At 42.7% G+C, this 15664-nt stretch carries 11 protein-coding genes and 1 pseudogene; 5 read left to right on the forward strand and 7 right to left on the reverse strand.

The features are described 5' to 3' along the window. Positions 1–18: 18 nt before the first annotated feature. The 4 genes from KTR06_RS05685 to KTR06_RS05700 form a co-directional block, all read right to left on the reverse strand. The gene (locus tag KTR06_RS05685; RefSeq protein ID WP_217290044.1) at positions 19–1893 is read right to left on the reverse strand and encodes an alpha-L-fucosidase; all 1875 of its coding nucleotides are present in this window, start codon (positions 1891–1893) and stop codon (positions 19–21) included. Positions 1894–1933: 40 nt separating this feature from the next. After that, positions 1934–2614, reverse strand: a complete 681-nt coding sequence (locus tag KTR06_RS05690; RefSeq protein ID WP_120067354.1) for a hypothetical protein — start codon at positions 2612–2614, stop codon at positions 1934–1936. 135 nt (positions 2615–2749) lie between these two features. After that, a complete protein-coding gene (locus tag KTR06_RS05695; protein WP_120067353.1) occupies positions 2750–5596 on the reverse strand; it encodes a TonB-dependent receptor in 2847 nt (948 codons plus the stop codon). A 31-nt stretch (positions 5597–5627) separates the two neighbouring features. Further along, on the reverse strand, positions 5628–6986 hold the full coding sequence (locus KTR06_RS05700; RefSeq protein WP_074705352.1) for a DUF4925 domain-containing protein: 1359 nt from the start codon (positions 6984–6986) through the stop codon (positions 5628–5630). A 239-nt stretch (positions 6987–7225) separates the two neighbouring features. Between KTR06_RS05700 and KTR06_RS05705 the strand changes: the two genes are divergently transcribed. Beyond that, entirely contained in the window at positions 7226–8077 is an 852-nt protein-coding gene (locus tag KTR06_RS05705) for an AraC family transcriptional regulator (protein ID WP_004314250.1), read from the forward strand. A 707-nt stretch (positions 8078–8784) separates the two neighbouring features. On the opposite strand, the gene KTR06_RS05710 is transcribed toward KTR06_RS05705, so the two are convergent. Further along, the gene (locus KTR06_RS05710; protein WP_049703468.1) at positions 8785–9969 is read right to left on the reverse strand and encodes an aminopeptidase C; all 1185 of its coding nucleotides are present in this window, start codon (positions 9967–9969) and stop codon (positions 8785–8787) included. 124 nt (positions 9970–10093) lie between these two features. Between KTR06_RS05710 and KTR06_RS05715 the strand changes: the two are divergent. Both KTR06_RS05715 and KTR06_RS05720 read left to right on the forward strand, forming a co-directional pair. Continuing rightward, a pseudogene (locus KTR06_RS05715) lies at positions 10094–10327 on the forward strand (hypothetical protein); the annotation flags it as partial. After that, a complete protein-coding gene (locus tag KTR06_RS05720) occupies positions 10314–10628 on the forward strand; it encodes a hypothetical protein (RefSeq protein ID WP_008025926.1) in 315 nt (104 codons plus the stop codon). The pseudogene KTR06_RS05715 and the gene KTR06_RS05720, both read left to right, overlap by 14 nt. Here KTR06_RS05720 and KTR06_RS05725 read toward each other — a convergent pair. Continuing rightward, a complete protein-coding gene (locus tag KTR06_RS05725; RefSeq protein WP_004314253.1) occupies positions 10592–11119 on the reverse strand; it encodes a hypothetical protein in 528 nt (175 codons plus the stop codon). The genes KTR06_RS05720 and KTR06_RS05725 overlap by 37 nt on opposite strands. Before the next feature lie 184 nt (positions 11120–11303). On the opposite strand from KTR06_RS05725, the gene KTR06_RS05730 reads away from it, so the two are divergent. Together KTR06_RS05730 and KTR06_RS05735 are read left to right on the forward strand one after the other, a co-directional pair. Then, positions 11304–13526, forward strand: coding sequence for a cation:proton antiporter (locus KTR06_RS05730; RefSeq protein ID WP_217290045.1), 2223 nt, complete (start codon positions 11304–11306; stop codon positions 13524–13526). Beyond that, entirely contained in the window at positions 13507–14352 is an 846-nt protein-coding gene (locus tag KTR06_RS05735; protein ID WP_004301000.1) for a patatin family protein, read from the forward strand. The genes KTR06_RS05730 and KTR06_RS05735 overlap by 20 nt, the downstream gene beginning before the upstream one ends. Before the next feature lie 90 nt (positions 14353–14442). Here the strand turns inward: KTR06_RS05735 and KTR06_RS05740 are convergent, their stop codons facing one another. Beyond that, positions 14443–15465: a YafY family protein gene (locus tag KTR06_RS05740; protein ID WP_217290046.1), complete on the reverse strand. Its 1023-nt coding sequence runs from the start codon at positions 15463–15465 to the stop codon at positions 14443–14445. Positions 15466–15664 lie beyond the last annotated feature (199 nt).

A 15664-nucleotide genomic window follows, 5' to 3' on the forward strand; every position in this document is an offset into this window, starting at 1 on the left:
AAATGACAGTTACTTATTTTATTGTATACCGATTTCGGCCAGTCCTATTGGCTCCCCGTCATGTATCATCCGTGTTGCTTTCAGTTGGATATAGCGGGCGTTAACCGGAGTAAAGTAAACCGATTGCAAAATCGGATTGCTCTTTATATTGGAAAATTCATCTTTGGCTACTAGCTGGTTGACAGCATTGCTGTCCGTACCTACAGATATTTCGTAGGCCGCAATTACCCCTTTATTATATTCACTTTGGTCGGGGAGATAATGGAAGGAGGTAATTGTGTGTTCTTCTCCCAAATCAATTAATAATGTATTTCCGTTGATGAAGCAGGTGGTCTGATTGTTTTTATCCATACATTTTTGTGCTTCCTCCGCATCTACTCCAACGAGCGTGAACGGATAACTCTTCAACTCTTCTGCTTTTGCGGTATATGTATCGGAAGTCTCTCCTGCATAATAGGCTTCTATGTTATTGATACAGAGGCAAGCTCGCGAATCTGTAAAACGGACACGAATCTTATCTGTGGTGACTGTCTCGAAACGAAGAAGGCGTTTATATCCGATAGTGGTAGTCTCTTCATTCAATTTTACCGGAAGCCATTCGCCTTCCTGGTTGTATTCTACAACGAATGATTTGACACGTTGCCCCAGAGGTATATATTCTTGTAACATCATACGGTTGATCTTTTCCGTTTGAGGCAGGTCAAACTCGATTGTGGCAGAGTTGACACCGTTATTGGTAGCCCAATAAGTATCATACTCACCATCGGTCACCGCTTTTGCAGAGAATGTTTTTTCCCGTTCGTCCGATGCTTTGGGAGAAAGTCCGGCCAATAGGTTGTGTGCCAGTTGCTTTTGTACGTTCTGGTGGAAGTTTACGGCGTTGGCAGAGTCTGTCGGATGAATCAGTCCGTCACGATCGACCGGAAAGTTGAGTAACAATGTTGCGTTATGACCTACGCTACGGTAATACAGGTCGGTCAATGCATCTGCTGTTTTCACACGGTCGTCTTCTTCCGGATGATAGAACCATCCCGGACGGATGGATACGTCACATTCTGCGGCTACCCATTGGTTGCCGTCGGCATGGCCATATTGCAATTCACGATATTTGGGGTAACCCGGATAAACCTCTCCGGCACGGAGAAAAGACCAGTTGGTAGCTCCTGCAAATCCGTTTTCGTTACCTACCCAACGGCAGCCCGGACCTCCATCCGAGAAGATAACAGCCTGTGGCTGCAACTCGTCGATCAACTTATAGGCTCGCGGATAATCGTAATAAGTTTTGCGGTCGATAGTACGGCTGTCTTTTGCTCCGCCATACCAGCCGTCTCCGCCATTGGCACCGTCAAACCAGATTTCAAAAACATCACCGTAGTTGGTTAATAACTCGTTGAGTTGTTTATAGAAGTATTCTACGTATTCGGGAGAACCATAGTTGGCTTGATGCCTGTCCCAGGGAGACAGATAAACAGCGAATTTAATGCCGTACTTCTTGCAGGCATCCGATAGTTCGCGAACGATGTCGCCTTTTCCGTCTTTATACGGGGTGTTACGGATGCAATATTCTGTCAGTTGAGTGGGCCACAGGCAGAATCCGTCGTGATGTTTGGCTGTCAGGATCACTCCTTTCATGCCGGATTTCACAAAGGTCTGTACCCATTGCTCGCAATCCAGTCGGGTAGGATTGAATGTTTTAGGATCGGAATCACCGTATCCCCATTCGCGGTCGTTGAATGTGTTAAGTCCGAAGTGTACGAAAGCGTACGTTTCCATTTTTTGCCATTCTACCTGCTTGGCTTCGGGAATGGGCAGGATAGCTTCCGGTGCTTTGACCGAATTACAGGCACTTAATAGAAGGAGGCCTGCTCCGAAAATAAGAAAGTGTTTTTTCATGGGGGTAATTTATTAGTTAATAATTGAGTGTAAGAATCATCTACAACGTAATTCCGAATACAAAATAAAGTTGCTCTTCATAGGGGTTGGCTATTAGTTTTCCGAATATGGGCAGAGAGAAGTTGGATGTTATTTTGATTTCTTTCGTTGCGGATAATCCGATATTGACTACATTGAATTTGTCGGAGTACATACTTTCCCAAGGGGTAAAACCAGCTTCGACACTCATGTTTACATCTTTCACGCTGAACGGATAACTCAATTCGCAATAGCTGGACCAGGCACGTTTTCCGTTTTCACGGTAGTCGTTTCCGGCAAAGGTGGTGTACCAGCTGACTGATAATGGAAATTTCTCACTAAGCATATACCCGGCTCCTACTTCAAAAGTATGTCCCGTGGAATGTGAACTGTAATTGAAGTATTTGAAAGGTTCTTCTTCTGTTTGGGTAAAATAGTTGTTGGCGTAGAGAGTCAGGTTTTTGTATTCGTACTCCAATGACAAGTCTATCTCATTATTCTTTTCGCGAAATTCGGTAGAACCCCATGCATAGACGGTCAGGCCTTTCCAGTTGAGGCCGAGCGAGGGTTGTACACTTGCATTGCCGCTGTCTATACCACGCCAGATGTAGCTACTTACAAAATCTGCGGTTACAAAAACTTCTTGTGCCTGTGCAAAGGCTGTACATAATAAGATAGCAATAAGTAGGATTTGTTTTTTCATTTTATCGACTGTTTTTTCTCGTTTTCGCGGGGTAAAGATACGCAATATATAGATAAATGATGACAGATGCGGAAAAAAAGAAAGCGGCTGCATCGTGCAGCCGCTTCTGAATCGGTTGTAAATTCTAAAAGTTATTTAGAAAGTAATATCCATCTTAACAACAAACGTGCGTGGAGCGGCAACTGCCATCGGGCGGTAGCTATATTCTTTATTTAACAAGTTGTTGACCATAAACTGAAAAGCTACCTCTTTGGACGCTTTTACTCCAAGGCGCATATCCACAGTGGCGTAGTCCGTATTATGTTTTTTCCAATAAGTAGCCAAAGTCTCTCCTTTAGAATAACCGAAAGCGATGCCGCGAACGTAATCCATCAAGTCGAGTTGTGCTTTCGGCCGTTCATCCATCATCAGGTAATCCACTGCGAGGATTTTACTCTTCCAGGCAACGTTCGCACCCAGATTGATACGTTTCCACTGGAAATCTACCGTCGCTTTAAAACTGTGTTTCGGACGATACTTCAGGTACTTTCCGGTGTTAGATTTTTCTTTCATTTGAAGAGGATCAGTATAAAGATCCTCCGCATCATTGCGTTCCTTATAATCCGCATCACGGGGTTCGGTGTATACATACCCTAAGTTATAGAACAACTTTGTGTTCTTGTTGAAGTTATAAACGCCGTTTGTTGATATTTCCACTCCGTAGATTTGTGCTTTCGATACGTTATGAAACTGTGCTCCGATTCCGAAACCTTGACCATCGGTTATCATCCGGATGGCATCACTGATGCTGTTAATCATCGTATAGTCCGCATTATTGAATAGTCCGAACTGGAATTCGACCATATCCTTATATTGCGTATAGAATCCTGCAACATCTACAAATCCCTGGAAATTGCCAATCTTATACCCTTGCTTGAATCCCAATTCCGCATTAAACCCTTTTTCCGGTTTGATATCCAGATTCGGGTAAACGCCGACTCCTCCGATATCCTTGCGCAGGTATTTCTCATTGATGGACGGGTTACGGTAACCTTGTCCGAAGCTGGCACGGATAAAACTGTAATCTGCCAACTGATAGTTCAATCCGGCACGGAACACGGGGCGGAATGGAACTTTAGTTCCGAACATCTTTGTTTCTGCTTCACGATGGTGATTGTTTACACGATAGTATTCGGCACGTACGCCGGCAGATACGCTTAGACGATCCCAAAAACGTTGGTCGTACTGGAAGAAAGCAGCTATGTTATCGCTTTTGTAGACTTCGTCCATGATGGCCGAATTATACCGTACATGCTCATAAGTGGCTCCGGTAGTGATTTGTGCGCCACTGTCCCATTTCTTGTTGAACTGATAATCGAGATAATAGTTAGTGCTTTTATCAGTCTGCGTCTTAGGAGTGTTTCGTGAAGGATTGAGTACGTCGGACACCCAGGGAATCAGGTCACCAGGCAATTGTCCGTTCGTCAGTCCTCCCAAATCACTGGGTAGTCCGTTGTCCATCACCCAGGAAATCAGATCACAATAATCGGCAGTTGTCGCGTTAGGGAAGATATTGCCTAATGAAGTGAATACTCCATTCATGGCGTCTTCCAGATTACCATTGATTAGTCCTGAACCGATTCCCACCAATGCCGGATAGAGCGAGCTGTAATCACCGCCTGCAATATTCTGTATCGTTTGGGCATCTGTCCCCATATTGCCCAGAATATCCATGATGGATGCTCCCTGGGTAGGACGTACGATATTGTCGGCACTATAATAGAAACGTCCCTTGATCTTATGTGACGTACCGTTTTCCGGATTCACGTAGTTGACAAACGGGTCGATATGGAAATTATTATCTTCCCTGCCCATGTTGGTGAAAGGAGAGGGCTTGTACACCTCTGTCGGTGAACGCCAGATAAAAAAGTCACCATATTGATTAGACAGGAAATCGATATTAAAACCATAGTTCAACAGTTTCATTCCCATGTCCGGTTGGTGATAGGTTAGGTTACCTCCCATGCGGAAACGTTTGTTATATCCTTGCTGGCGGTATCCTTCATCGGTGAAAAGATTGAGGCTGCCACTGACGTCGAAATTACCGATACGACGGGCGTGGGAGAGATCGAATCCTTCGTAAATCGGATTACGCACACCACTAAGAAGATTTCCGCGTAGAATTGGTTTGACCGAATATTTATCTTCTTTCCAGAAACTCTTGTCACTCCATTGGTATTCGTCATTCTCCGCATCACCATAGATACCGAGATATGCGCTGAAACGTGTTTTCGGAGCTAACCCCGGACGTGCGGTGCGGATATTGATGATACCATTCAAAGCCGATGAACCATATAAAACGGAAGAGGCTCCTTTGATTACTTCAATCTGCTCGATATTCTCCAAAGGTACGGTGTTCCAGTTGATTTCACCTGTCTTGGGATTCAGGGTACTCATACCATCCACCAGAATCTGACTGCGTGCACCTACTCCGTATGTCCATCCGCTACCACCACGTATGGAAGGTTGTTTGTCTACAATATCCACTCCCGGAAGAGTGCGGAGGGTGGACGATATATCCGTTGGTGCCTGACGGGCAATGTCACCCGCTTTCACTACATCCATGGAAACAGTGACATTACTCAATTTCTGTTCAAAGCGTCCGGCGCTGACCACGACTTCCTCCAATAGTTTGGTGCTTTCTTTCATGTAGACGTTTTTGGTAATTACCTCACGTCTGTCGATTACGATCGGCATCAGTACATCTTCGTAGCCCACATAACTGAATACGAGATCGACACCCCCTTCGGGCAGTTTGATTTCATAAGCCCCATGAATGTCGGACACTACTCCCTGATTACCCTGTAACTTATACGTAACGGCTGCTCCCACCAATGGCTCATTGGTATTTGCATCATATATATGTCCTTTCAGCGTTTGGGCAAAACTACTCCCAAGACTGGTGAAGCATAGTAGCAAATTTAGAATATATATTTTCTTCATTGTTTTCTTTTTTGATATTCATAGTTGATGTTTATTCTTGTGGCAGAAGATCCAATCCTAGGTCAATAGTATTGGCTGCATTCCATAAAACCGGCAGACCGTTTTCGTCATTTCCCATGAGAAGTCCGAGCAGGTTTTTAAATACAGTATTGTTAGCCATGCTTTCCGGCAACATTCCTTCCACTATCGGTTGTAGCCCGGGCAATAATTGAATGAAAGCAGTTGTCGACTCTTTGGTTAAGTAAAGATGGGTATGTCCGTCTTCCTCTTCTATATGAAAGATAATTCCTTCAGTCAGTAAGTAGAATACCTGCTGGAAGCTCGCCGTATCCATACTGGTTATGATACCGAGTAGTGGATTGTCGATCATGGAGTTCACGATTCCGAGCAACAGTTTCAGTTGCACAGGATTGGATTGGGCAAGAGCTTCCATAATTCCGGAAACCAGTCCTGAATCGATAGGAGTTTCACCGTCCTTGGTTGCCAGACTGATAATTGCCGGTAAGTTCAGGTTTATTTTAAGTCTACCGCTCTCCTCTGTCCAGGTGATTAGATTAATTGGTGAAGCGGTCCACGTACGGTCTGTCAATGCATTATTGATATCTTTTTCCGTCAGTAAACCAATCATAAACTTGGTGACAAATGTTGCGATGGTACCGACGTCTTTATCCGGATCTATGTTATTGATCGGTACGCTGCCGATGTAAACGGGACTCGTCGTATAATTGGCTACAAGGTTACCGTCGGGTTGTAGGGTGATTGTCTGAAGAAGTTGCGGTATGAAATAGCAAAGTGCATTTTGAATCAGTTTCATCCTTAAAAACAGTGTACTGCCCGCTTTGGTCAGTTCCACGTCATCCAGATGGACATAGAATCCTCCGGTTAAGATTTCATTCGTTTCTTTCCATACATATTGCCCTCCGCTGTAAGTGACAGTCATTTTCTTTCCTTTAGTGAAATTGGATATGCCATAACTTTTCTTCCATTTACTTTGCGGCATTACTACATCCAAATCTAGTTTCATTGTTTTCGGAGTGATGGCACCGCTGTATGTCACGGTTGCTCCTCCCATCGTGACGTTTTTGCCGCTAAATGTATAAGAGTCTTCCTGTTCGCACAGACTGATTGGAAGAGGAGTTTGTTTCTCTCCCGGGATAATGTCATTCAGTGTCAAGGTTCCTTTTTCACTGTCTTCTGTTTTAAAGTCAACAGTTTTTCCAACGAGTTTCTCCCCGCTGTAGGTCAGGTTTAAGGTAGCCGGTTTGATGTATGAGCCATACTCCTGGCAGAGTTCACCCGGCCAGAATAGCTTGTCATTATAGGTTTCCTCGCAAGATGTAAGGAGGAAAGCCGTACAAGCTACATAAAAAAGTCTTTTTAAAGTTCTCATTCTCTTCTAGGTTTTATTTCAACATATTTATTAAAACGATGCAAAGTACGGCTAATAGGTGACTGCCGTCAAGCTCCATTCTTGGGATTCAATATTCTATATTTGCTATTTTCTTAAATACAATCCTAATAAAGAAGAAAATAATGTTCTATTTGTAGGATATAATATACCATTTTTGAACTTGTTGCCCGGAATCCGGATGAAATGGATATTTTTGGTAAATTAAAAAAGAACTGACGATGACAACTAACGAATCCTTTCCTAAATTTGACCTTCCGGTTGATTTTATAGCAGATGACAGTATCACCGGAGATATCTTAAACTACTATGGTAATTTCCCCTGCAAAATAAAAGCCGGTGTCTTTGTGCTTTGTACGGAAGGGATGGTCAGAGCTACCATTAATTTGTTGGAGATTGTCATTCGTAAGAATGATTTCATCGTTGTTCTTCCTAATTCATTCATTCAGATACACGAAGTTTCGTCTGATACCCGTATTTCTTTTGCCGGTTTCTCGTCCGATTTTATGCTTTCGGGCAATTATGTGGAAATCCTGCTGGACTTTATGCCTATGATATTGAACAGTCCGGTCATTTCTCTACAAGAGGATGTTGCCGGCTTATACCGGAATGTATATCTTTTACTGATTCGTGCTTATACACTCCCACATTCATTAGAAAATAAAGAGATCATACGTTCCGTACTGGCTATTTTTTTGCAGGGAACGAAAGAATTGTATAAACGCTATGGCAAGAAACTCGATGAACCTTTGAGAAGAGAACAGGAGTTGTACAGGCAGTTTATACAGTTGTTGATGGCTCATTATACCAAAGAGCATGAAGTGGCGTTTTATGCGGAGAAGTGTGGGGTTACTGCGGCACATTTCTCAAGTGCCATCCGTCGGGCAAGCGGATACAGTCCGTTGGCAATCATTACAGAAATTATTATTATGAATGCGAAGGCCCAATTGAAAACCACCCGGTTGCCGGTGAAAGAAATAGCTTTCTCGTTAGGCTTTAACAATCATTCTTTTTTCAATAAATACTTTCGTAAAAAGGTGAAGATGACTCCGCTGGAATATCGCGAGAAATAAATCTGCGTCTGCTTAAAATTGGACTATACATAAAAATGGGATGTTTTATACATTCTCCCTGCTGTCAATCAGAGCCGGTATGCAAGAGGTTGATAAAAAATCGCTTAAATATGTATCAGGGAAATGCGAAAAGACAGCGCTTTGCTGATGGAAGATCTTTTTGGTACTTATTTGCTTTCAGAGTCGGAGTAAATGATTGATTCTTTTCCTATTATATAGCTATTTGCTATATAAAGAATCAATGGATTCTGAAGTGAATTAACTTAGAAATGGCTCTTCTTTCAGCCCAAAAATCCTTTCTCACCGATGAACGCTGGCTTGGTCGGTGAGCAAGGATGCGTTTCTCACCGACCAAGCCTGCGTTTCATTAAAAGCAAGGGTGCATTTATACCATAAAGACCGTCTGTTTTTCCTTGTATTTATGCATAATAAGGGGCTGTATGTGTATAATCTTGCATTAATTTATGCATTTTATTCTCTGCTTGATTTGATTCATAGCCACTGTCAAACGGTAGAATCTTAAAAATAGAACAAAACTGTTTACCGTTGAAATCCGTTCTTTGGTCGATTATATTTGGAGGAAGAAAACAGCAGTCTTACTTTTGTTTCGATAACATGGAGTAATCCCGGAAAATAACTGCTTAAAAAAGCCTCAGAAGCTATTTGTAGCTAATGAGGCTTTTTATTTATAAAGGACGGGTACTCGTTTATTTGATTCCCAGTTTTTTAGCAATCTCTTTAGGCAGTGCGTCTTTGTGTACAAGAATATTCATAGTCTTGTAAGCAACGAATGCTTTGGAAGCATACCAGATACCATTGTATTTGCCTGATTTACCCCAAGAATTCTTCACCATGAAGTATTCTTTTCCGTTTTGGTCTTTAGCGATACCGTAGATTACCATTCCGTGGTCGTCCGTAGTTTCCCAATTGTCGAAAGCAACTTGGCGCATTTCTTGAGTGACGTCGATTTCCGGGTATGGTTTGGTTGTCATCATTTGACGTTTGTTAGCAGCAGTCAGGCCGGTCCAGCGAGCCATATCCGAACCGGAAAGTTCAGATTCTTTGTTTACATCCGGCATAACGGCGATACCGTCACGTGTGAATCCCTGTTCGCTGACGTCGCTACCCCATGCAAAAGTATAACCTTTCTTTATAGCATTGTCCATTACAGCCATCAGCTCTTCGATAGGCAGGTTGTAGGATAAACCATTGCGCCAATTATCCTGAATCTCGATTGCGAATTGAGAATAGAATGGATGATGTGTATAAGAAGTCAGTGATACATAGTCGTCACAGTTCAATCCCAGTGATTCAGAAAAAGTCTTCGGAGTATATTCTTTGCCTTTGTATGTGAACTTCTCCGGGCATGCTCCCAGATAAGTATCATAAATAGCGCTTAGTCCGTTTTTCCATACCGGAGTCAGTTTGCTCAACTTACCTTTCGCAATAGCATTGATGTAACCGGAAGCAACAGCATCCAGTTCGTTATGCACCGGCAACGTGTCACCGTACATGATACCCGGCATCACTTCTTGAGGAACAATACCATAATTCTTGATGCAGTACATTACATCATAAAAACTTCCGCCCGGGGAGAAAGAACTGTCACCATGATAGCGTACATAGTTTACTCCGCGATCCTGCATCGTTTTGTGTACGACAAACATTTCAGACAGGTCATACTCGCCTTTACCTAAGCGAAGCAATTCTGATTCAATGAATCCGAGAGTTGAGAAACTCCAGCAAGTGCTCGAACGATTTTGATTCTTGATAGAAGTAATCGGGTTTTCTTTCACTGTCGTGAAAACAAAACCTTCTTCAGGTTTTGCATCTTGTGCCATGATGTTTAGGCTGAACAAGCCTAAAGCAGCAATAAGGATTGTCTTTTTCATTCCTATGAAATTAATATTAAATTGTTTTGGCTACAAATATAGGAAAGTTTCACCACAGATTACACAGATTTACACAGATTATTTCACCACAGAGGACGCAGAGGACACAGAGGAAGATAAAGGAAAATTGAGATTAGGACAGACTGCAGGAAGCAGTTACCGCTCTAACTACTGGATTTACGACCCTTTGACAGACCTGTGGGATGGGGAGGATTTGACCGATTTCGAAGGAAGCACACGCTCGAAAGCTGTATGTTTTTCTACCGGAAAACGGGGAATTATAGCTACAGGAGGATCTTCCACTTATTATTACGATGATACCTGGGAGTTGAAACCATACGAATATGAAGAGAAATAAAAAAGTAATAGGTGTTAGTTGCTTTGTCTTACTGCTTTTAGTGGGAATCATGTATGTGTATGTGCATCCGGTAAATAGATACCGTTTGGAAGTGACCCGGGTTGGAGGTAGTGGGTACGGCTATAAAATTTATGAGAGAGAGCGTTTGATAATTGTTCAACCTTTTTTATTGGCACAATCATGCCACCTTACTGGCACGACTGTGTCAATATGGTGGCACTGGAGTGCCAATACGATGGCACAAGGTAAAGCATTAAGTACAGATTATTTGTTCTCTTCTTCTTTGGGTGCTACTACATAATCTTCTTTGATAAACTCATCATACACACGCTTGGGATGATCGAATGGAGCGGTTCCATTCTTCTGTTCATTGAAGTTTTCCCTGCGGAATTGTTTCAGTTTCAGGTTATCTTCTGCATACTCTCTCAATTTCTTATGCTCATTTCCGTAGAGCGAACTTTCAGTCACGTCAGAATTGAGCAGGTTTTCTTTAGGAGTAATAGTAGGTAGGAGCACTTGTTCCAACAGACCACGATAGGCACCGTTATATTCGCACCATACAATATCGTTGGTTACAAATATACGATAGGAGTACTTTGACCATGCGGTTTTGATTTCAATAGATGTAGCATAAATTTCAATGGTAGCTTCTGAACCATACGCTTGGTCACGGATCACAACGGTCGTCCGACCGCTCAGTTCTTCCTTCACGGAAGTTTGCCACTTATCAGAGTGTAAGATTTCTTCGATAATTTCCGGCAAATTTTCTTTAATCTCAAACTGTATTCTCATGGTGCTTGCCTGCGGGCAGGACTTTTTTGATTTTTTCCTCCTTAAACAATTAAGCTAGCCTAAAGTTACATAGATTGAAGCAAAAAAACAAGATTTTGTTTGAGAATTTGTTATTTTCGCCAAACTATCTGCCTTTTTCGTTTGTTTTTACCATAAATATGCACAAATCGTAAAAATAAAGTTTATGCGGAACAGGGCCCGGAAGAATTATGTCATTTATGTACTGATGTTACTCCTGTTTGGAGGGTTGATTTATGTTGCTATTGAAGAGGGTGACCGGTTTTCGCACTATGCGGTAAATGCGCAGAACATAGTACAGGGGAATCCATTCACTATGTTTCTCCAGTTTATACAGGATAATCTTCATCATCCGCTCACTACCTTGTTGATTCAGATTATAGCCGTACTGCTGATGGTGCGTCTTTTTGGCTATTTGTTCAGTCTGATCGGGCAACCGGGAGTGATTGGAGAGATTGTTGCCGGTATTGTATTAGGACCTTCCGTACTCGGCTTTTTCTTTCCAGATGCTTTTCATTTCCTTTTTCCGACACACTCGCTTACCAATCTTGAACTGTTGAGTCAGGTGGGACTGATCCTTTTTATGTTTGTCATCGGTATGGAGCTGGATTTCAGTGTACTGAAAAATAAAATCAATGAAACGCTGGTGATTAGCCATGCCGGAATCCTAGTACCCTTCTTTCTGGGCATCTTGTCTTCTTGCTGGGTGTACGAAGAATATGCAGCTGCCCAAACTCCGTTTCTTCCATTTGCTTTGTTTATAGGTATTTCTATGAGTATCACCGCTTTTCCGGTATTGGCGCGCATCATTCAGGAGCGGAATATGACGAAGACTCCTTTAGGGACGCTGACCATTGCTTCCGCTGCCAATGATGATGTGACAGCCTGGTGTCTGTTGGCAGTGGTGATTGCTATCTCCAAAGCAGGAAGTTTTGCCAGTGCACTTTATTCAGTGGGGCTGGCAGTTGTCTATATTGCGGTCATGTTTTTGGTCGTTCGCCCATTTCTGAAGAAAGTGGGAGAAGTATATGCCAACCGGGAAGCAATCAATAAAACATTCGTGGCATTTATTCTGCTCATTCTTATTATTTCTTCTTGTCTGACCGAAATTATTGGTATTCATGCACTATTCGGAGCCTTTATGGCAGGGCTAGTGATGCCGTCCAATCTGGGTTTCCGGAAGGTGATGATGGAAAAGGTGGAGGATATTTCATTAGTATTCTTTTTACCTCTGTTCTTTGCCTTCACCGGATTGCGCACGGAAATCGGTTTGATAAACAGTCCGGAGTTGTGGATGGTATGTTTACTGTTGGTGACGGTTGCTGTTGTCGGCAAACTGGGTGGATGTGCCATTGCCGCCCGTTTGGTGGGTGAGTCGTGGAAGGATAGTTTGACGATAGGGACATTGATGAATACACGGGGATTGATGGAGCTTGTCGCTTTGAATATCGGTTATGAAATGGGAGTTCTTCCTCCCTCTATATTCGTAATTTTGGTCATTATGGCGCTAGTTACGACCTTTATGACTACTCCTTTGCTTCATTTGGTGGAACATATTTTCGTACGTCGGGAAGAAAAATTATCTTTGAAGCACAAATTGATATTTTGTTTCGGGCGTCCGGAATCCGGGCGTGTGTTGCTTTCCATTTATGATTTGTTATTTGGGAAGCAGTTGAAGAAAAATCATTTGATTGCAGCACACTATACGGTGGGCACGGATCTGAATCCGTTGAATGCCGAACATTATGCCAGCGAGAGTTTTGCTTTGCTCAATCAACAGGCAGCGAGATTGAATATCCAGGTAGATAACCATTATCGGGTGACAGACAAACTTGTACAGGAAATCATCCATTTTGTCCGTAACGAACATCCTGATATGCTGCTTTTGGGAGCTGGGAGTCATTATCGTTCGGATATGCCGGGAACTCCGGGAGCAATTTTATGGTTAACGCTCTTCCGGGATAAGATTGATGAGATTATGGAGCAGGTGAAATGTCCCGTGGCCGTATTTGTCAATCGTCAGTATCGGGAAGGCTCGACGGTCAGTTTCGTACTCGGCGGAATGATTGATCTGTTTCTTTTTTCCTATTTGGATAAGATGTTGCAGAACGGACATTCGGTGCGTCTTTTCCTTTTTGATACGGATGATGAAGAGTTCCGTGGACGCATTGACGATTTGCAGGTGCGTTATCCGGAACAAACGATGATAGTGTGGTTTGCGGGAGTAGAAGATTTAGTGACTGAAGAGAAAGACGGGTTATTGATAATGAGCCATCTTTCTTATACGAAATTATCCGAGGATGAGGCTGTGATGCGTGAATTGTCATCTTTGCTGGTAATCCGCCGGAATAAGAATACGGGAGATAAAAATGAAGGACTTGAAAATTGATGAATCTACGGGATTAGTGTTGGAAGGCGGGGGAATGCGCGGAGTATTCACCTGCGGTGTGCTTGATTATTTTATGGATCACGATATCCGGTTTCCCTATGCGATAGGAGTGTCTGCTGGTGCGTGCAACGGGTTGTCGTATGCATCACGGCAACGGGGACGTGCCAAATACAGCAACATTGACTTGTTGGAGAAGTATGATTATATCGGTCTGAAACATTTGCTCAAAAAGCGTAATATACTGGACTTTGATCTATTATTCAATGAGTTCCCCGAACATATTCTTCCTTACGATTATGAAACATACTTTGCTTCACCGGAGCGTTTTGTGATGGTGACTACGAATTGCATCACGGGAGAAGCCAACTATTTCGAAGAGAAAAAAGACAGTCGCAGGGTGATTGATATTGTCCGCGCATCCAGCAGTCTCCCTTTTGTATGTCCTATTACTTATGTAGACGGGGTGCCCATGCTCGATGGAGGAATTGTAGATTCCATACCTTTGCAAAGAGCCATTAAGGATGGCTGCACGAGAAATGTTGTGGTACTCACCCGTAACCGGGGGTATCGGAAAGATTCGAAAGACATTCGTATCCCTTCGTTTGTATATCGGAAATATCCGAAGTTGCGCGAAGCGTTAAGTCGGCGGTGTGCTGTTTATAATGAGCAGTTGGAAATGGTAGAGCGCATGGAGGATGAAGGACAGATTATCGTTATTCGCCCGTTAAAACCTGTAGCCGTAGACCGCATCGAGAAAGATGTGCAAAAGCTGACAGAGTTTTATCAGGAAGGGTACGAATGTGCGAGAGCCTTACTTGAAGAATAAACAAGTCTCCATAGTTGAACAATAGACAGGCTCTCCATGCTTTTTTGTTTTTCTTGAATGTCAGATAGGATAATTGGGCGTGTTCCCTTTTCATTTTGAATGGGTATATTGTTCAGCAGCCTTTTTTAGTTTCCTACCCATCAATTCTACCAGAGTCTTCGGATAAAGAACTTGTATTCCCTCGGCATATCCGAAGAATACCCGTTCTAACTCATGGTTGATGACGACTTCAATTTCCAGTATGACACTTCCGTCAGCCAATCTTTCCACCACTTGCTGGCTGCGGTGTATAGGCTTGGTTATGATGTAAGGTGCTTCGGCAGCGGCTACCTTGAAACCGATTTTCTCCGCTACGCTTCCGGAGTTTTTAGTGACTCCTACCAGATCATCGAAGAACGTGTTCGGATCGAAGAACGTATTTTTTATGTAATGTTCTTGTGGCAGAACTTCCAATGATTGTATTCTGTCCAAAGCTAAATTTTGCAAGATTCGTCCGTTTCCTCTGACACCATAAACGAACCACCGGTTGCGATATTCTTTTAATAGATAAGGATAAAAAATAAAGCTGTTGGCCGAACGTGCCTTGAACGAACGATATTTGAGCTGTATCGGATGCTCGTTTACAATCGCGTGATAGATCGTATCCAGATAATCCAGTCCTTTCAACGATTCATTCTTTTCAAAGTCAATGACAGGAGTGGTTTTCATCCGGGCAGAAGCGACATGGTCTTCCAGACGGTTGATAATATCGCTCATTTCCGTAAAATAGGAGAAACCTTTAAACTGCCGCAACACCTCCACGGCTTCCGACATCGTTTTCAGGTCTTGTTCGTTCAGCGGAGTTTGTGTAATGCTGTATTCCGGATCTTCGTATTTATAGTATTTATTTTCGTACACCACAATCGGAGCGTTATAACCCAGCTTCTCGCTACGCATCATCTGTATATCCATTTGTACCGTACGTTTGCTTATGCCTTTATTAATGCCTTCGTATTCGTAAAGAGCATCTGAGCAAGCATCTACCAAATCTTCCAACGTCCAGCGTCGATAAGGATTACGCAGACAGTTATCAATTGTTTTATAACGGATTAAGGCATTTCTATTTGCTGGCATAAGTAGAAGAATAAAGATTTGCTTCAAAAGTAGAAAAATAAATTCAGGAAAACAAAGAGGTTACAGGTCTTTATTCTTGGATGATAAAAAGAAAATTCTTAGGATTTGTATCAAATTTGATACCCTTTGAAACAAAGTTTATAGACGAAGGCGAAGATACCCCCTATCTTTGCCTTCGTCTATTTTAGATTAAAAGCTT

The organism is Bacteroides sp. MSK.20.12, from assembly GCF_019052435.1.
In the GTDB taxonomy this organism is placed as follows: domain Bacteria; phylum Bacteroidota; class Bacteroidia; order Bacteroidales; family Bacteroidaceae; genus Bacteroides; species Bacteroides xylanisolvens.

What these genes read in the sequence shown, in the direction of transcription:
- KTR06_RS05740 (WP_217290046.1), bottom strand. Translation starts at nt 15,465, where the DNA reads ATGCCAGCAAATAGAAATGCCTTAATCCGTTATAAAACAATTGATAAC.
- KTR06_RS05735 (WP_004301000.1), top strand. Translation starts at nt 13,507, where the DNA reads ATGAAGGACTTGAAAATTGATGAATCTACGGGATTAGTGTTGGAAGGC.
- KTR06_RS05690 (WP_120067354.1), bottom strand. Translation starts at nt 2,614, where the DNA reads ATGAAAAAACAAATCCTACTTATTGCTATCTTATTATGTACAGCCTTT.
- KTR06_RS05700 (WP_074705352.1), bottom strand. Translation starts at nt 6,986, where the DNA reads ATGAGAACTTTAAAAAGACTTTTTTATGTAGCTTGTACGGCTTTCCTC.
- KTR06_RS05695 (WP_120067353.1), bottom strand. Translation starts at nt 5,596, where the DNA reads ATGAAGAAAATATATATTCTAAATTTGCTACTATGCTTCACCAGTCTT.
- KTR06_RS05710 (WP_049703468.1), bottom strand. Translation starts at nt 9,969, where the DNA reads ATGAAAAAGACAATCCTTATTGCTGCTTTAGGCTTGTTCAGCCTAAAC.
- KTR06_RS05730 (WP_217290045.1), top strand. Translation starts at nt 11,304, where the DNA reads ATGCGGAACAGGGCCCGGAAGAATTATGTCATTTATGTACTGATGTTA.
- KTR06_RS05685 (WP_217290044.1), bottom strand. Translation starts at nt 1,893, where the DNA reads ATGAAAAAACACTTTCTTATTTTCGGAGCAGGCCTCCTTCTATTAAGT.
- KTR06_RS05720 (WP_008025926.1), top strand. Translation starts at nt 10,314, where the DNA reads ATGAAGAGAAATAAAAAAGTAATAGGTGTTAGTTGCTTTGTCTTACTG.
- KTR06_RS05725 (WP_004314253.1), bottom strand. Translation starts at nt 11,119, where the DNA reads ATGAGAATACAGTTTGAGATTAAAGAAAATTTGCCGGAAATTATCGAA.
- KTR06_RS05705 (WP_004314250.1), top strand. Translation starts at nt 7,226, where the DNA reads ATGACAACTAACGAATCCTTTCCTAAATTTGACCTTCCGGTTGATTTT.